Source organism: Amycolatopsis sp. NBRC 101858 (genome assembly GCF_030269325.1).
In the GTDB taxonomy this organism is placed as follows: Bacteria; Actinomycetota; Actinomycetes; order Mycobacteriales; family Pseudonocardiaceae; genus Amycolatopsis; species Amycolatopsis ponsaeliensis.
The window spans coordinates 230,837-245,468 of the sequence record NZ_BSTD01000004.1; the positions used below are offsets into that span (position 1 = coordinate 230,837).

The 14,632-nt window shown below is 73.7% G+C and carries 16 protein-coding genes; 11 read left to right on the plus strand and 5 right to left on the minus strand.

Annotated features, from left to right (window positions below; all coding sequences use genetic code 11):
- Window positions 1–7 precede the first annotated feature (7 nt).
- On the minus strand, window positions 8–388 hold the full coding sequence (locus QSK39_RS29795; RefSeq protein ID WP_285481155.1) for a VOC family protein: 381 nt from the start codon (window positions 386–388) through the stop codon (window positions 8–10).
- Window positions 389–436: 48 nt separating this feature from the next.
- Between QSK39_RS29795 and QSK39_RS29800 the strand changes: the two genes are divergently transcribed.
- A complete protein-coding gene (locus QSK39_RS29800) occupies window positions 437–1,063 on the plus strand; it encodes a TetR/AcrR family transcriptional regulator (RefSeq protein ID WP_285481156.1) in 627 nt (208 codons plus the stop codon).
- Here QSK39_RS29800 and QSK39_RS29805 read toward each other — a convergent pair.
- Window positions 1,048–2,670 carry an ArnT family glycosyltransferase gene (locus QSK39_RS29805; protein ID WP_285481157.1) on the minus strand — a complete coding sequence of 541 codons (1,623 nt, stop codon included), beginning with the start codon at window positions 2,668–2,670 and terminating at the stop codon, window positions 1,048–1,050. The two genes, QSK39_RS29800 and QSK39_RS29805, sit on opposite strands and share 16 nt — an antisense overlap.
- Window positions 2,671–2,700: 30 nt before the next feature.
- Window positions 2,701–3,330 (minus strand): TetR/AcrR family transcriptional regulator, encoded by a 630-nt coding sequence (locus QSK39_RS29810; RefSeq protein ID WP_285481158.1) that lies wholly within the window; start codon window positions 3,328–3,330, stop codon window positions 2,701–2,703.
- 84 nt (window positions 3,331–3,414) lie between these two features.
- On the opposite strand from QSK39_RS29810, the gene QSK39_RS29815 reads away from it, so the two are divergent.
- The 8 genes from QSK39_RS29815 (at window position 3,415) to QSK39_RS29850 (ending at window position 11,589) form a co-directional block, all read left to right on the plus strand.
- A complete protein-coding gene (locus tag QSK39_RS29815; protein ID WP_285481159.1) occupies window positions 3,415–4,914 on the plus strand; it encodes an FAD-dependent oxidoreductase in 1,500 nt (499 codons plus the stop codon).
- A gap of 67 nt (window positions 4,915–4,981) precedes the next feature.
- Window positions 4,982–5,110, plus strand: coding sequence for a hypothetical protein (locus QSK39_RS29820; protein ID WP_284741555.1), 129 nt, complete (start codon window positions 4,982–4,984; stop codon window positions 5,108–5,110).
- Between the two features lie 16 nt (window positions 5,111–5,126).
- A complete protein-coding gene (locus tag QSK39_RS29825) occupies window positions 5,127–6,314 on the plus strand; it encodes a cupin domain-containing protein (RefSeq protein WP_285481160.1) in 1,188 nt (395 codons plus the stop codon).
- 127 nt (window positions 6,315–6,441) lie between these two features.
- On the plus strand, window positions 6,442–7,368 hold the full coding sequence (locus QSK39_RS29830) for a ferredoxin family protein (protein ID WP_285481161.1): 927 nt from the start codon (window positions 6,442–6,444) through the stop codon (window positions 7,366–7,368).
- Between the two features lie 225 nt (window positions 7,369–7,593).
- Window positions 7,594–7,716, plus strand: coding sequence for a DUF805 domain-containing protein (locus QSK39_RS29835; RefSeq protein WP_285481162.1), 123 nt, complete (start codon window positions 7,594–7,596; stop codon window positions 7,714–7,716).
- Between the two features lie 43 nt (window positions 7,717–7,759).
- On the plus strand, window positions 7,760–9,535 hold the full coding sequence (locus QSK39_RS29840; protein WP_285481163.1) for a serine/threonine-protein kinase: 1,776 nt from the start codon (window positions 7,760–7,762) through the stop codon (window positions 9,533–9,535).
- 78 nt (window positions 9,536–9,613) lie between these two features.
- Window positions 9,614–10,801, plus strand: a complete 1,188-nt coding sequence (locus tag QSK39_RS29845) for a right-handed parallel beta-helix repeat-containing protein (protein ID WP_285481164.1) — start codon at window positions 9,614–9,616, stop codon at window positions 10,799–10,801.
- Window positions 10,798–11,589, plus strand: a complete 792-nt coding sequence (locus QSK39_RS29850) for an FHA domain-containing protein (protein ID WP_285481165.1) — start codon at window positions 10,798–10,800, stop codon at window positions 11,587–11,589. The genes QSK39_RS29845 and QSK39_RS29850 overlap by 4 nt, the downstream gene beginning before the upstream one ends.
- A 27-nt stretch (window positions 11,590–11,616) precedes the next feature.
- Here the strand turns inward: QSK39_RS29850 and QSK39_RS29855 are convergent, their stop codons facing one another.
- Window positions 11,617–12,015 carry a hypothetical protein gene (locus QSK39_RS29855; protein WP_285481166.1) on the minus strand — a complete coding sequence of 133 codons (399 nt, stop codon included), beginning with the start codon at window positions 12,013–12,015 and terminating at the stop codon, window positions 11,617–11,619.
- Between the two features lie 9 nt (window positions 12,016–12,024).
- Entirely contained in the window at window positions 12,025–12,417 is a 393-nt protein-coding gene (locus tag QSK39_RS29860; protein WP_285481167.1) for a MerR family transcriptional regulator, read from the minus strand.
- Window positions 12,418–12,515: 98 nt separating this feature from the next.
- On the opposite strand from QSK39_RS29860, the gene QSK39_RS29865 reads away from it, so the two are divergent.
- Together QSK39_RS29865 and QSK39_RS29870 are read left to right on the plus strand one after the other, a co-directional pair.
- A complete protein-coding gene (locus QSK39_RS29865; RefSeq protein ID WP_285481168.1) occupies window positions 12,516–13,622 on the plus strand; it encodes an oxidoreductase in 1,107 nt (368 codons plus the stop codon).
- A gap of 34 nt (window positions 13,623–13,656) precedes the next feature.
- Complete coding sequence (locus tag QSK39_RS29870) at window positions 13,657–14,604, plus strand: NAD(+)/NADH kinase (protein WP_285481169.1); 948 nt, start codon at window positions 13,657–13,659, stop codon at window positions 14,602–14,604.
- Window positions 14,605–14,632 lie beyond the last annotated feature (28 nt).

Consider the following 14,632-nt stretch of genomic DNA (forward strand, 5'->3'; position numbering starts at 1 on the left):
CGTCCTTTCAGTCCGCGTAGAGCCGGATCTCGATGCCGTCGGGGTCGTGCAGTCCGACCAGCACTTTTCCGCCGCCGTGGCCGGTGACGAGGCCGCCGTGGGGTTCGCCGGCCTCGTCCAGGGCGGACTTCCAGGCCTCGACGTCGGCGCGGGCCGGCACGAGCAGCGCCAGGGCGTCGAAGCCGGAGAGGGCCTTGGCGCGCACGGGGTCGTGGCGCAGCGCGAGCTGGGGCGAGCACCCGTCGTGGCGCAGGGCCACGCCGCGGACCTCGCCGTCTTCGGTGAACTCGATGGCCACCTCGAAGCCGAGGACCCGCTCGTACCAGGCGCGGCTGCGGGCGAGGTCGCTGACGGGCAGCTTGACGTGGTGGATTCCGGCGATCTCCATGCCGACCCCGTTTCGTTGTAGTCCAACTCTAGAGTTAGAGTGCAACGTGTGACCGAGAACGTCAAGCCCCGCGCGGCCCGCACCCGGGCGACCCGCCGGCGCATCGTGGAAGCGGCCGGCGCCCTGTTCGTCGCCGACGGCTACACGGCCACCACGCTCGAGCAGATCGCGGCCCGGGCCGGGGTGGCCGTCCAGACGGTGTACTTCCACTTCGGCAACAAGCGGACCCTGCTCAAGGAGGCGGTCGACCTCGCGGTGGTCGGCGACGACGACCCGGTCGGCATCCTCGGCCGCCCGTGGCTGGAGGAGGCCGCGGCCGAGCGCGACCCGCGTCGCGTTCTCGAGCTGTGGACGGCCTACGGACGCGGCATCCTGACGCGAATAGCCCCGATCATGCGAGTCGTCCGCGACGCGGCGGTCGTCGACCCGGACATGGCCGCCCAGTGGTCGGCGAACATGGCCGAGACGGCGACGGCGTTCGGGGTGCTGGCCGAGCAGCTGGCGGGGTTGTCCGCGCTGCGCGTGCCGGTGGACGAAGCGGTGGACGTGCTGTGCGCGTTGTCGGGACTGGAGATGTACCTGGTGCTGGCCGACCGCGGGTGGACGGCCGAGCGCTGGGAAAGCTTCGTGGTCGACTCACTGGCCCACGCGCTGCTGCATCAGGGGCGGCGGTAGATCGTGATGGAGTGGCCGACCTCGTCGACCGGGGTGCTGCCGGCGATCAGCGCCGTCAAGCGGTCGTCCGCCTTGGCGATCGCCGAATCCGACACCGCGAGCAGCCCGTGCACCTCGTCCGCGGGCACCGCGAGCGGGTCGGCCGCGTCGAGGCCGTACGCCGACGGCAGCCCGCTTCCCTTGTAGACCAGCCAGACCCGCTCGCCCGCCAGGCGGTCCGCCAGCCTGCCGAGGTCCTGGCCCCAGTCGACGTTCGAGTCGTGCAGGCGCAGGTGGGTCTCGGCCGGGCCGCCGAACGCCTCGTTGGAGTACGGCAGGTAGTACGGGAACGTCCGCAGCGAGCTCACCGCCGTGAAGGCGACCAGGACCGCCACCGCCACCCGCACCCACCGCACGCGGACGGCGACGAGGCTCGCCGCCGCGATCGCCAGGAACATCGGGACGAAGATCGCGTACCGGACGCCGAGGTCGCGGGTACTGGTCATGGCCGCCGCCAGCAGCACGGCCGCCGGGACCAGGACGTACGGCGCCGCCGGGCGCAGCCGGGGGACCGCCACCATCGCGACCGCGCCGGCCAGCCCGAGGGCCAGCGCCCCCAGCGGTGACTTCACCAGCAGCGCGGCCGGCAGGTAGTACCACACCGAACCGGGGTGGTAGGTGCCGAGCAGGAACGTGCTCCACGTCCGGTCTTCGAAGGCGAACTGGACGCGCATCCCGTCGAGGTACGGCCGGGGCAGCGGCAGCCGGTCGGCGAGCGCGCGCAGGCCGTGGACGGCCGGCAGGTCCGGCGGCGGCGTCCAGTGCAGCCGCGGATCCACGGCGAGGTAGGACGCCCACACGACGGCGACCGCGATCAGGGCGACGGCGGCCACGCCGAGGACGATCCGCCGTGGCCCTGACCGCGAGTGCCAAGTGGACAGTGCGACCAGGAGCAGCAGCACCGGAACCGCGGCCAGCGCACTCATCTTCGTGGCCACGGCCGCACCGAGCGCGAGCCCCGCGAGGGGAAGGTACAAGCGGGGACGACGGCGGGCCCGCCACAGCAGCCAGGCCGACGTCAGCAGGAACCCGGCCACCGGCACGTCGAGCGTCGCCAGTGATCCGTGCGCGATGAGGTCGGGGGAGAACGTGCACAGGGCCAGGGCCGTCACCCCGCCGGCCCGGCCGGTCAGATCGCGGGCGAACGCGAAGACGACCAGCCCGAACAAGAGCGTCAGCACGATCACCGGCAGCCGTGCCGCCAGCAGGAGCCGTCCCGGGTCGTCGCCCGACTCGTACAGCACGCGGCGGCCGAGCTGCGTCTGGTCGCCGGTGAAGGCGGGGTCGAGGTGCGCGCCGGAAAAGGCCAGTCCGGCCGCGATGATCAGCTTGCCCAGCGGCGGGTGCTCCGGGTTGTACCGCAGGCTGTGCTGCTCCAGGTAGACCACCGCGGTGCCGACGTAGACCGGCTCGTCGATCGTCGGGGACTGCTCGACGGCCGTCGTGAGCATCGCGATCGCCATCTCGGCGAGCAGCGCGACCACGACGAGCGCGAACAGCCATCGCCGCTGGTCCGCCGGCTTGTCCGGGACCGCCTCGGCCGGCTCGAGGCACGTCGAGAGGGACATCCCGAGGTCCTTCCGTCCGAACGAAAGCGATCAGTCCAGAGACGTCCGTACCGCCCGGTGGTTCCGCAGGAGCGGCAGGAAGAGCTCGTCGACGATTTCGCGGATACGGGCCGGTTTCGGGGGTTCCAGCTCCATGAGCAGGTCGTGGCGCACGAGGTCGAACGGCAGCTCGAGCACCGCGGCGGGCACGCGGTCCAGGTCGAGGTCGCCGCGGTCGTGGGCGCGCAGGTAGAGCGCCCGGCTGTGCGGACGCGCCTCGTCGCCCATGACCTTGGCGCGGACCTGGGCGGGAGTCTGGCCGGTGCCGGCCGACAGTCCCGAGAAGGCGGTTGCCGCGGAGATGGCGAAGAACGGGGCGCGGGCCCGGCTCACGGCCGTCAGCCGGGCGATCAGGTCGCCGCGCAGGGTGCCGGTGTCGGCGTCCGCAACCGGGTGGACGGTCCGGTAGTGCTCGATCGCGGCCAGCACGAGCGCGTCCTTGTTGGCCCAGCGGCGGTAGAGCACGGCCTCGCTGGTGCGGGCGCGCACGGCGATCGACTCCATCGTCAGGCGGCCGTACCCGGCTTCGACCAGCTCGTCCCAGCCGGCGGTGAGCAGCTCGGCCTCCAGCTGCTTGCCGTTCCGCCGTCGGCGGACGGGTTCGGCGGGTTCAGCGGTCACCGGCTCACGATAGAAAGGTTTTACTTTCTTGGCAACCGCGGCTACCGTGGTTAGAAAGTGATTCCTTTCTTACGTGGGGGACTGATGACGACCACCGTGCTGATCGCCGGCGCCGGCCCGACCGGCCTCACGCTGGCCTGCGAGCTCGCCCGCGCCGGCGTCCCGTTCCGCCTGGTCGAGGCCGCCCCGGGGCCGCGGCCCGGCTCCCGCGGCAAGGGCGTCCAGCCGCGCACCCTCGAGGTGTTCGACGATCTCGGCATCGTCGAGCGCGTGCTCGCCCACGGCCGGATGGCGATGCCGATCCGGTCGACCGCGCCGGACGGCCAGGTGACGCTCGGCGGTGCCGGACCGGCGGAACCGCGCCCCGACGTTCCCTACGCGGCCAGCCTGATCACGCCCGAATGGCGCGTCGAGGAAGCACTGCGGCTGCGGCTGGCCGAACTCGGCGGCGCGGTCGAGTTCGGCACCGCGCTCGAGAGCTTCGAGCAGTCTGCCGAGGGCGTGTCCGCCGTCGTCGTCAAGGACGGCGAGGCCGAGCCGGTGACCGCCCGCTGGCTGGTCGGCTGCGACGGCGGCCACAGCGTCGTCCGCAAGGGAGCCGGGATCGCGTTCGAGGGCGAGACGCGGGACGAGCTGCGGATGATCGTCGCCGACGTCGAGGTCGACGGCCTCGACCGCACCGCCTGGCACATGTGGCGCCACGAGGACGGCATGGTCACCCTCTGCCCGCTGCCCTCGACCGGCGTCTTCCAGTTCCAGGCCAGCGTCGCGCCGGGCCAGGACGCCGGCCTCGGGCTCGCGAACCTGCAGGCGCTCCTCGACCGGCGCAGCGGCCGCACCGACATCCGCCTCCGCGAGCCGGAGTGGTCGTCGCTGTGGCGCGCCAACGTCCGCCTCGCCGAGCGCTACCGCGAGGGCCACGTCTTCCTCGCCGGCGACGCGGCGCACATCCACTCGCCCGCCGGCGGCCAGGGCATGAACACCGGCATCCAGGACGCGCACAACCTCGGCTGGAAGCTCGCGGCGGTGGCGAACGGCGCCTCGCCGGCCCTGCTCGACACCTACGAAGCCGAGCGGCGGCCGGTCGCGGCGGGCGTGCTCGCGCTTTCGGACGCGCGCCTCAAGGAGGCGATGGAGCGCAAGGGCATCCCGGTCCGCGGCGACGCGGCCACCCGGCAGCTGGGCATCGGCTACCGCGGGTCCGTCCTGGCGCGCGACGACCGCGCCGAGACCGCGCCGCTGCGCGCCGGCGACCGCGCCCCCGACGCGACCGGGCTGACCACGGTGGACGGCGAACGCCGGCTGTTCGACCTGACCCGCGGCGGGCGCTTCACCCTGCTGGACTTCGGCGGCGGCCCGGGGACGTATCCGGCGGGGCTCAGGACGTTCCGCGTCGTCGCGCACCCGTGCGACCCGGGCGAAATCGCCGACACCCACGGTCACCTCGCCGGCGCCTACGGCGCGTCCGGCAGCACGCTCGTGCTGATCCGCCCCGACGGCTTCGTCGGGCTGATCTCCGATGCGGGCGACGTCGCGGCGGTGGCGGACCACTTCGCCGCCCAGGCTCCGAGACAACCTAAATGACCTATGCCCGATCCACGGATTCTCACGTAGCGTGGGAATCCCTGTCGTCGACGTTTGCGAGGTCCGGATGGAAAACGCCGCAACCCCCAACGAGATGCCCGCCAGTGGACTGCTGCTCGGCGTGGAGACGCTGACGGCCGCGGTGGACCGGGGCAAGGCCAACGGCGCGGTGGCCGACAACGACGGCAACGACTAGCCGTCGCCCCGACTCCGTGACGGAGATTCCCGGACTGGCCGGCCTCGTTGCTCCGCTCGAGGCCGGCCAGTTCTTCGAAGACGTCCTGGGGAAGGCGCCGCGGCGCTTCCCGGGGGAGCAGGGCCGGTTCGCCGGCCTGCTCCCGTGGCCGGAGCTGGACCGGGTGCTGCGGCAGCACCGCCTGGAGTTCCCCCGGCTGCGCCTCGCGCTCGACGGCGACGTCGTGCCCGCGCACACCTACACCGAGATGGTGTCGACCCGGCGCAACGGCCTCGTGCCCCGCGTGCTGTCGGCGCCCTTCGCCGAACACCTGCGCGCCGGGGCGACGCTCGTCGTCGACTCGGTCAACGAGCTGGTCGACGGGGTCGGGGAGCTGGCGAGCCGGCTGGAGCACGACCTGCGCGAGCGGATCCAGGTCAACCTGTACGCGGGCTGGGGCACCACGCACGGCTTCGACGTGCACTGGGACGACCACGACGCGTTCATCATCCAGCTCTCCGGCCGCAAGCGCTGGCGCCTGCACGGCGTCACCCGGCGCTCACCGCTGCAGCGGGACGTCGAGCTGCCGGAACGTCCCGAGGGGGAGCCGTACGAAGACTTCCTGCTGGAAGACGGCGATGTCCTCTACCTGCCGCGCGGGCACTGGCACGACGTGTCCGCCGTCGGTGAGGAGTCGCTGCACCTGACGATCGGGTTCAACGCCGCCACCGGCGTCGACCTGGTGGCGTGGCTGGCCGACCAGCTGCGGGCCGACGAGCTGTTCCGGGAGGACCTGCCCCGGTTCGCCGGGCCCGAGGTGCGGGCCGAGCGGGCCGAGGCGCTGCGGCGGCGGCTCGCCGAGCTGGCCGCCGGGGACGTCGTCGACCGGTTCCTGGCCGACCGCGACGCCCAGGCGCCCGCGCAGACCCGCGTCGGCCTGCCGTGGGCGGCGACGGCGGAGCTGCTGCCGCCGGACGACGACTTCGAGGTCCGGCTGCTCGCCCCGCGCGCCGCGCTGGTGGACGGAGACGGCACCGTGGCCCTGGTCGCCGCCGGGAAACGCCTGGTCTTCGCGGCTCCCGCGCGGCCGGTGCTGGCCGCGTTGCTCGGCGGCGGTCCGCAGCCGTTCAAGGTGCTGGCCGACGCCGCACCGGGTGTCGACCGGGCCACCGTCCGGGCGCTGCTGGGCGAGCTGGTCACCCAGGGGCTCGTGGCGAGAGCCTGACGTCAACCCCAGTCCGCTCGGTGACCGCTCACCGCTCGATCGGGTGCGGTGGTCGCCGAGCCGGTCACATCAGGGGGGTTGGCGCGCGGATATTCGGGTACGCTTAGGCATGCCTAAGTCAGAGTTCATGGCTGAGGCGGGAATCTGCTCTCCCGGCCGGACCGCGGTGCCCGCGTGCGCCGCGCTGACCCGTGACCTCGGCGGCGAGCCCGCCGGGACCGCCGCGCGCATGACGTCGTGGCTGCTCATCGAGCAGCCGGGTTCCTGGGGTCCGGACGCACTCGAAGACGTGCTGGCCGAAGCGCTGCCCGCCGCGAGCCTCGACGCCGCTCGCGACGCCGGCCTCCGGCCCCTGCTCATCCGCAAGCCCGGCCGCCACGCGCGGGTCCCGGGCGCGCCGCGCGCGGTCTACGTCGCCAGCGGCCGGCCGGGACACCGCTGGCTCGAACGGCTCGACATCGCCGACCTCGGCGAACTCGCGCAGATCGATCTCGAAGCCGTCGCCGCGGGCCGCCGCGGGCACGGCGAGCCGGTGTCCGGCCCGCTCTTCCTCGTCTGCACGCACGGCAGCAAGGACATGTGCTGCGCGGTCTTCGGGCGCCCGCTGGTGACCGGGCTGGCGCAGAACCACCCCGGCCAGGTCTGGGAGGTCAGCCACGTCGGTGGCGACCGCTGGGCCGGCAACCTGCTGACAGTGCCCGACGGCTACCTCCACGGCAGTCTCGCGGTGACCGAGGCCGAGCTCGTGGCCAAGGAAGCGCTGTGCGGCAACGTCCGCCTGGAACACCTCCGCGGCCGGACGTCCGCGGAGAGCCCGTGGTCGCAGTTCGCCGAGATCGAGATCCGCGGCCGCACCGGCCTGCGCGCGCTCGACGCGGTGCTGGCCACCGAAGAGGAACCCGGCGGCGACGTCCGGAAGGTGCTGGTCACCGGGGGCGCCCGGCGGTACGAGGTCGTCGTCCGCCGGCTGCCGTCGATCGCCTCGGGCCACAGCCGCTGCTCGGCGCGAGTCGTGCTGGCCGGGTTCGAGACGGAGTCGGTCCGCGAGGTCTGACTCCCGGGACCGGACCCGGGCTTGGCGGCCTCGCCGGAAGAGCGCCCATGGGGGGACGCCCACGGCATGCCATTCGCGACGCGGCAGACGGCGGGCTCACCACACGCCGCGAACGGAATACAGCCCGCCGGGCGAGGAGAATCTCGGCTTACCCGTCCGGGTGCGTCGGCGGTACCGCGCGCTGATCCGGGACCGGTCCCAGGCAGCCCCGCCCACCCTCGGCGCATGCAGTTCGAGCGTGCGCCGGCCACCGCGAGGCGAAGCAGGATCGGCTGGATCCTGCTGCTCGTCTTCTGGAGCGAGCGGGGCACGCCGGGGGAGAACCGGTTCGGCCCGCCGCCGGGGTGACGCGGGGCCAGCGGGCTGTCACGGCGTTTCGTAGACTGCCCGCGTGGGCAAGGGGCGCGTCGTGGCCGGCCGCTACCGGCTGGAAGAGGAGCTCGGCCGGGGTGGCATGGGCGTCGTCTGGCGGGCGGCCGACCTCGAGCTCGGCCGCCCGGTGACCCTCAAGCGCTCCCTGGGCGAAGACGCGGGGCAGATCCGGCGCGAGGCGCGGATCGGGGCCGGGCTGCTGCACTCGAACGTCGTCACGGTGTTCGACACGGTCGTCGACGGGGACGCGCAGTGGCTGGTCACCGAATACCTGGCCGCCCGGAGCCTCGAAGAGCTCGTCGACGACGGCGGGCCGCTGCCCGCGGACCGGGTCCGGCGGATCGGCGCGCAGCTCGCCGCGGCGCTCGCCGAAATGCACGCCCGCGGCATCGTCCACCGCGACGTCAAGCCGGGCAACGTCCTGGTCACCGCGGACGATGTCGCCAAGCTGACCGACCTGGGCATCGCGCGCTGGACCGAGGTCACCCGCACCGGCGGCGCCCAGCTCACCGGCACCCTCGGGTACGTCGCGCCGGAGGTGGCCGACGGCGGCGAGGCCGGTCCCGCCTCGGACGTCTTCTCCCTGGGCGCCACGCTCTACGCGGCGGTCGAAGGCCGGTCGCCGTGGGGCTCGGGCGAAGACGGCCCGTTCGCGCAGATGCGCCGCGCCGCCGGTGGACGGCCGGCGCCGGCCGAGCGCGCGGGACCGTTCGCGCCGGTGCTCACGGCACTGATGGCCCGGCACCCCGCCGACCGGCCGAGCGCCGCCGAAGCGGTCACCTTGCTGACGGCGGACGCGCCGGTGCCGCGGCGGCCACGACGGCGCCTGCACCGCCGGGTGCTCGCCGGCGCCGCGGTGGTGGTGGCGGCCGCGCTGGTGGCCGGGTTCCTCCTGATCCGGTCGTCCCCGGCGACCCCGGCCGCGGCCGGGCCGAACACCCTCGGCGCGGATCCGGCCGCGACCGACCCGTGCGCGGCGATCTCGACCGACGCGCTCGTCCCGTTCGGGCAGCCGTTCGTGGACCCCGAAGTGCTGGACTTCGGCACCTGCGTGGTCACGACCACGTTGTCCGACGACTCCGGCCAAGTGCAGACCGTCCTCGCGCTGACCGGCCCGCAGCGGTACCCGACCCGGCCACCGGTGCCCGGCAAGGTGGGCGAAATCGAACGTCCCGAGGCGCACGACGGCAAGTGCGAGCGGGCCATCTCGCTGGCCGACGCCAACCGGATCGTCGTCACCTCGCACCCGACCGACCGCGCCCGGGACGCGCCGCTGTGCGCCTTCTCGGAGGCGGTGCTGTCCGGCGTGCTGGCCAAGCTCGCCAACGGGCCCCTGCCCGGGCGCGATCGGCCGTTCCCGGAGTGGTCACTGGCCCACGTCGACGCCTGCGGCCTGCTCGACCTCGCCGCCACGTCGGGGGTGCTGGGCCAGGCCAAGACGCCGGACCGCGAGTTCGGCGGCTGGGGCTGCACCTGGGAGCACGACCCGCGCACGATCACCGTGGAGTACAGCCGGGAATGGCCGATCGAGGCGGACTCCGACGTACCCGGCGACCGGATCCGCGTGGGCAACCGCAACGCCGTCGTGGCGCCGGTGCCGGGTGGGAAGCCGGAGTGCGCCGTCGAGGTCGTGCACCGCTTCTACACCCCGGCGCTGCCGGTGCTGAAGGGCACCGACCCGCACCGCGAGGAGGTCGTCACGGTGTCCGTCCAGGACGCCGCGGCGGCCGACGGCAACGCGCTGTGCGCGACCACGCGCTCGCTGGCGGAGGAGCTCGTCCGGCGGCTGCCGTGAACCGGGGACCGGTCCCCGGCGGTCTCGGCTAGACAGGACACGTCGGGAGCGCGGGGAGGGACGGGACGAGAAGTGGCGATGCGGGTGCTGGCCGGGGTGGCGCTGCTGGTGGTGGCCGTGGCCGGTCCGACGGCCGAGGGGGCCGCCGGACCGGTGCCGCGGACCCGGCACGTCGGCCCGCACGGGGAGTACGCCACCGTTCAAGCCGCGGCCGACGCGGCCCTCCCGGGTGACACGGTCGCGGTCGACGCCGGCACCTACCCCGGCGGGCTGACCATCCGCCACGACGGCGCCCCCGGCCGCCCGATCCGGTTCACCGGCACCGGCGGGACCGCGGTGCTGACCGGCGCCGGCGGCCTGGCCATCGGCGGGCACGCCTGGCTGGAGTTCACCGACGTGACCGTGGCCGGCTCGACCCGCTTCGGCGGGTACGCCGAGGGCGCGCACGACCTCGTGTTCACCCGCTTCGGCGTCGACGGCTCCCGCGACGGCGGGCTCGTGCTCGTGGGCACCCGGCGGGTGCGCGTCGCGGACTGCGACATCCGCGGCACCAACTCCCGCGGCACCTCGGCCGACCACGAAGCGCTGAGCATCGCCTCGGGCTCGTCCGACGTCGAGGTGTCCGGCTGCCGCGTGCACGACAACGGCGAGGAAGGCATCGACGTCAAGTACGACGACGAGGCCCGCGTGAAGATCCACCACAACGTCGTGACCGGCAACCGGGGCCCGAACATCTACGTCGACTCTTCGTCCACTGTGGACGTCTACGCCAACGTCGTGAGCGGGACCCGCGAGGCCACCAAGGCCGGGATCGGGCTCGCGGTCGAGGACTACTCGGAAAGCCGGCTGCTCTCCGACGTCCGGGTCTTCGACAACCTGTCCACCGGCAACGCGCAGGCCGGGCTGAGCCTCTGGGCCGAGTCGGCCGGGACCATGCGGAACCTGGAGATCGTCAACAACACCTTCGCCGGAAACCACCGCGGCTCGGTGCTCGTCGACGCCGACCGGTTCGCCGGGACGAACACCCTGCGCAACAACGTGTTCGGCGACGGACCGGTCGACGCCGGGCCGTTCGCCACCGACCACAACCTCGCCGGTGACCCGGGCTTCGCCGGCCCGGCCCGCGGCGACTACCACCTCGCCGCGGGCTCGGCCGCGATCGACGCCGGCCGCCCCGACCAGGCGCCCGCGTTCGACCTCGACGGCGTCGCCCGGCCCGCCGGAGCGGGCTTCGACATCGGCGCCTACGAACGGAACCAGCCGTGACCACCGGACGCCTCGACCCGCACCGCCAGCGCAGCCTGCGTCACGGCGTCGCCGGCACCGTGCCGGGCACGCTGAGCGCGCTCACCGTCACCGGCGGCGTCGCGGTGCCGCCGTCGCCCGGGAGCCGGGTGACGTTCGGGCGCAACCGGCTGGAGGTCGACGTCTGCGTCGGCGAGGAAGACGTGCGGATCAGCCGGGTCCACGGGCAGCTCGTGCGCGAGCGGGACCGCTGGTGGCTCAGCAACACCGGCCGCTCGCCGATCCGGCTCTCCGACAGCGTCCTGCTGCACCGCGACAGCGAACCGCTGCCGCTGGCCGAGGGCTACACCGCGGTGTTCCTGCGCGGCACGCGCGAGCACGTGCTGGAGCTGCTCGTCTCCGACGGCGACGCCGAAGTCGCCACGCGCCGCCCGACGCAGCCGACCGCGCCGCCGAAGCGCTGGCGGCTCTCGCCGGAGGAACACCTCGTGCTGGCGGTGCTCGGGCAGCGCTACCTCGGCTACGACCCGCAGCCGCTGCCGCTGTCCCGGCAGCAGGCGGCGGCCGAGCTCGCCGAGCGGCGCCCGCGCGAGAACTGGACGGCCAAGCGCGTCGAACACCTCGTTTCCCGGGTCCGGCAACGGCTTTCCGACTCCGGGGTGCACGGCCTGCGGCGGGAGGAGGTGGGGGAGCCGGTGGGGCTGACCCTGACCGTGAACCTGCTGCGCGAGCTGGTGCTGTCGACGACACTGGCGCCGATGGACCTGGAGTGGCTCGAACTCCCCGACCGGCCGCTGTTCCCCGGATGACGGCGGCGGAGGTTCGCTCCCGTCGGTTCAGTCGCTGAAGTCGCCGTTGAGCGACTGGGTCGACTCGCCGTCCCCGCTGCCGCGGCTCTGGCCCCAGGGCTGTCCGTCCACTGTGGCCGTCGCGTTCACATCGCCGCCGCCGGAGCGCATGACGATGTTGTAGACGTGCTTGCCGCTGTGGGGCGCGAAGTCGAACGTGTGGCTCCACGGCAGCTTGACGTTCTTCTCTTCCATCGTTTCGCCGTCGATGGTGTAGGTCAGCGTGGTGAGGACCGCCGTCCCCTCGATCTTGATCTCGAGCTTGTGCGGCGGGGCGGCGGGAGTGCTGGATTCCGGCGTCGCCGGCGCGGGTGACGGCGTGCCGCCGGTGCCGGTCGTGCAGCCGGTGAGCAGGACGGTCGCGACGAGCGCGGGCAGCAGCCTCATGCCCCGACTTTAGTGCGGCCGAAAGGATTCCGGGGGACTTTGGCCGGATGGTGCCGCGCAGGCATCGGAGCCCGCGGTCGCGATGATGGTGTCCAGCCTTTCCCGCGCGTCGGCCAGTTCGCGGGCCAGCTTGTCGATCCGGTCGCGTTCGGCGACCAGCAGGTCGAGCACCTCCGGGGTCGCCTTCCCGGCCCGGACCGAAGGCAGGATCGCCTGGATCGACTTGCTCGACAGGCCCGCCGCGTAGAACTGCTGGATCAGCCACACCATCCCGATGCCGGTGTCCGCGTACGTGCGGTGCCCGCCGGCGCTGCGTTCCGGTACGAGCATCCCTTTTTCTTCGTAGTAGCGCAGCGCGCGCACGCTGACACCGGTCTTTTCGGCGAGCTCTCCGATGCGCATGGGGCCTCCCGGCGTGATCTGCCGCACAACAACTTGAACCTCACGTCCACGTCAGATTCTAGCCTGGGTGTCAACCCGATCAGGAGGAGCTGGAAACCGTGGAAACCCGTGCCGCACAACTGCTTTCCCGTCCGATCACCATCGGCGGCCTGACCCTGCCCAACCGCGTCGCCATGGCGCCGATGACGCGCGGGTTCTCGCCCGGCGGCGTGCCCGGGGCGGACGTCGCCGCGTACTACGCCCGCCGGGCAGCCGGCGGGACCGGGCTCGTGATCACCGAAGGCACCTACGTCGACCACCCGTCCGCCGGGCAGCACGGCCTGGTTTCGCACATGTACGGCGACGAAGCGCTGGCCGGCTGGGCGCGCGTCACGAAGGCCGTGCACGACGCCGGCGGGCGGATCTTCGCGCAGCTGCAGCACGTCGGGATGGCGCGCAAGGCCGGGGAGCCGCCGTACCCGGACGCGCCCGCGATCGGCCCGTCGGGCGTGCCGCTCGTCGGCGAGGACCCGGGCCACACCATGACGCAGGCCGACATCGACGCCGTGCTCTCGGCGTTCGGCCAGGCGGCCTTCGAAGCGCACCGCGCGGGGTTCGACGGCGTCGAGCTGCACGGGGCCCACGGCTACCTGATCGACCAGTTCCTGTGGTCGGAGACCAACCACCGGACCGATCGCCACGGCGGCGGCGTGCGGGCGCGGGCCCGGTTCGCGGCCGAAGCCGTCGCCGCCGTCCGGGCCCGGGTCGCACCCGGCTTCCCGGTGGTCGTGCGGCTCTCGCAGTGGAAGCAGTCCGACTACGCGGCCCGGCTCGCGGACACCCCCGAAGAGTTCGGCGTCATCCTCGGCGAGCTGGTCGACGCGGGTGCGGACGCCTTCCACGCCTCCACCCGCCGCTACTGGGAGCCCGCGTTCGACGGCGCCGACCTGAACCTCGCGGGCTGGGCCAAGAAGCTGACCGGGAAGCCGGCGATCACGGTGGGCTCGGTCGGCCTGGACACGGAGTTCACCGCGAGCCTGGCCGGAGCCGGCGCGGGCCGCACCGGGATCGACGGCCTGCTGGACCGCCTGGAGGCCGACGAGTTCGACGTCGTCGCCGTGGGCCGCTCGCTGCTCGCCGACCCGGAGTGGACGGCGAAGGTCCTCGACGGCCGCGAGGACGACGTCGTCCCCTTCACGCCCGAGGCCTTGGGCGTTCTCGGCTGAGCGGGCCGATCGCCGGACGGCCACAATGGACCGCATGGCAGGTTCGGAGATCACGCGCGTCGGGGTGGTGGCGCACCCGCGGAAGCCGGTGCACGACTCGGTCGAGGTGCTCGTCTCGTACGCCGCGCGCCACGGAGTCGAGCTGGTGGTGCGGGGCACCGACGCGGCGCAGGTCGGCGCGGGCGTGCCGGTGGTGTCCGACGCCGGGTTCGCGGCCGGGGTGGACGCCGTCGTCAGCCTCGGGGGTGACGGGACGATGCTCGGCGCGATGCGGCTGGCCGTCGAGCGGCCTGTGCCGGTGCTCGGGGTGAACTACGGCAACGTCGGGTTCCTGGTCGAGATCGCGCCGTCCGAGCTCGCCGAGGCGCTCGAGCGGGTGCACACGGGCGACTTCGAGATCGAGCCGCACAGCTGCATCGCGCTGGCGGAGGGCGAGGCGGCCGCGGTCGCGTTCAACGACGTCGTCGTCGGCGGGGCCGAGCCGGGCGCGACCGTGGAGGTGGACCTGCTGGTCGACGGGGCGCAGTTCGGCTACTACCGTTGCGACGCGCTGATCCTGAGCACCCCGACGGGCTCCACGGCGTACAACTACGCGGCCGGCGGGCCGGTGATCTCCCCGGCGGCGGAGGTGCTGGCGGTGACGCCGGTGGCGTCGATGTCGGGCGTCAGCCGCTCGATCGTGTTGCCGGCCCGCGACGTGGTCACCCTGCGCGCGGCAGCCCGCAGCGCCCCGCCGACGGTCCGCGTCGACGGCAACGCGTGGCGGCCGCTGGATCCCGCGACGCCGTTGACGGCGACCCTGCGCCCGGACGCGGCGCAGGTGGTGCGCCTGGATCCCGGGCGGCACGCGCGGCGCAGCCGGGTCAAGCTCAGCCTGCTCGACCTGCCGTTGCGCCCGGAGCAGATGGCCGAGCTGCTCCCGACGGAGATGCGCGAGGACTTGGCCCGCCTCCGCGAACGCCGCCGGCTGCCGGAGAACTGACCGGCCGGCGCGGTCTGCCGGGGGGCGG

Bases quoted from the DNA above. Each gene is read 5' to 3' on its own strand.
- QSK39_RS29795 (WP_285481155.1), bottom strand. From the start codon at position 388: ATGGAGATCGCCGGAATCCACCACGTCAAGCTGCCCGTCAGCGACCTC.
- QSK39_RS29805 (WP_285481157.1), bottom strand. From the start codon at position 2,670: ATGTCCCTCTCGACGTGCCTCGAGCCGGCCGAGGCGGTCCCGGACAAG.
- QSK39_RS29815 (WP_285481159.1), top strand. From the start codon at position 3,415: ATGACGACCACCGTGCTGATCGCCGGCGCCGGCCCGACCGGCCTCACG.
- QSK39_RS29820 (WP_284741555.1), top strand. From the start codon at position 4,982: ATGGAAAACGCCGCAACCCCCAACGAGATGCCCGCCAGTGGACTGCTG.
- QSK39_RS29830 (WP_285481161.1), top strand. From the start codon at position 6,442: ATGGCTGAGGCGGGAATCTGCTCTCCCGGCCGGACCGCGGTGCCCGCG.
- QSK39_RS29835 (WP_285481162.1), top strand. From the start codon at position 7,594: ATGCAGTTCGAGCGTGCGCCGGCCACCGCGAGGCGAAGCAGGATCGGC.
- QSK39_RS29845 (WP_285481164.1), top strand. From the start codon at position 9,614: ATGCGGGTGCTGGCCGGGGTGGCGCTGCTGGTGGTGGCCGTGGCCGGT.
- QSK39_RS29855 (WP_285481166.1), bottom strand. From the start codon at position 12,015: ATGAGGCTGCTGCCCGCGCTCGTCGCGACCGTCCTGCTCACCGGCTGC.
- QSK39_RS29860 (WP_285481167.1), bottom strand. From the start codon at position 12,417: ATGCGCATCGGAGAGCTCGCCGAAAAGACCGGTGTCAGCGTGCGCGCG.
- QSK39_RS29870 (WP_285481169.1), top strand. From the start codon at position 13,657: ATGGCAGGTTCGGAGATCACGCGCGTCGGGGTGGTGGCGCACCCGCGG.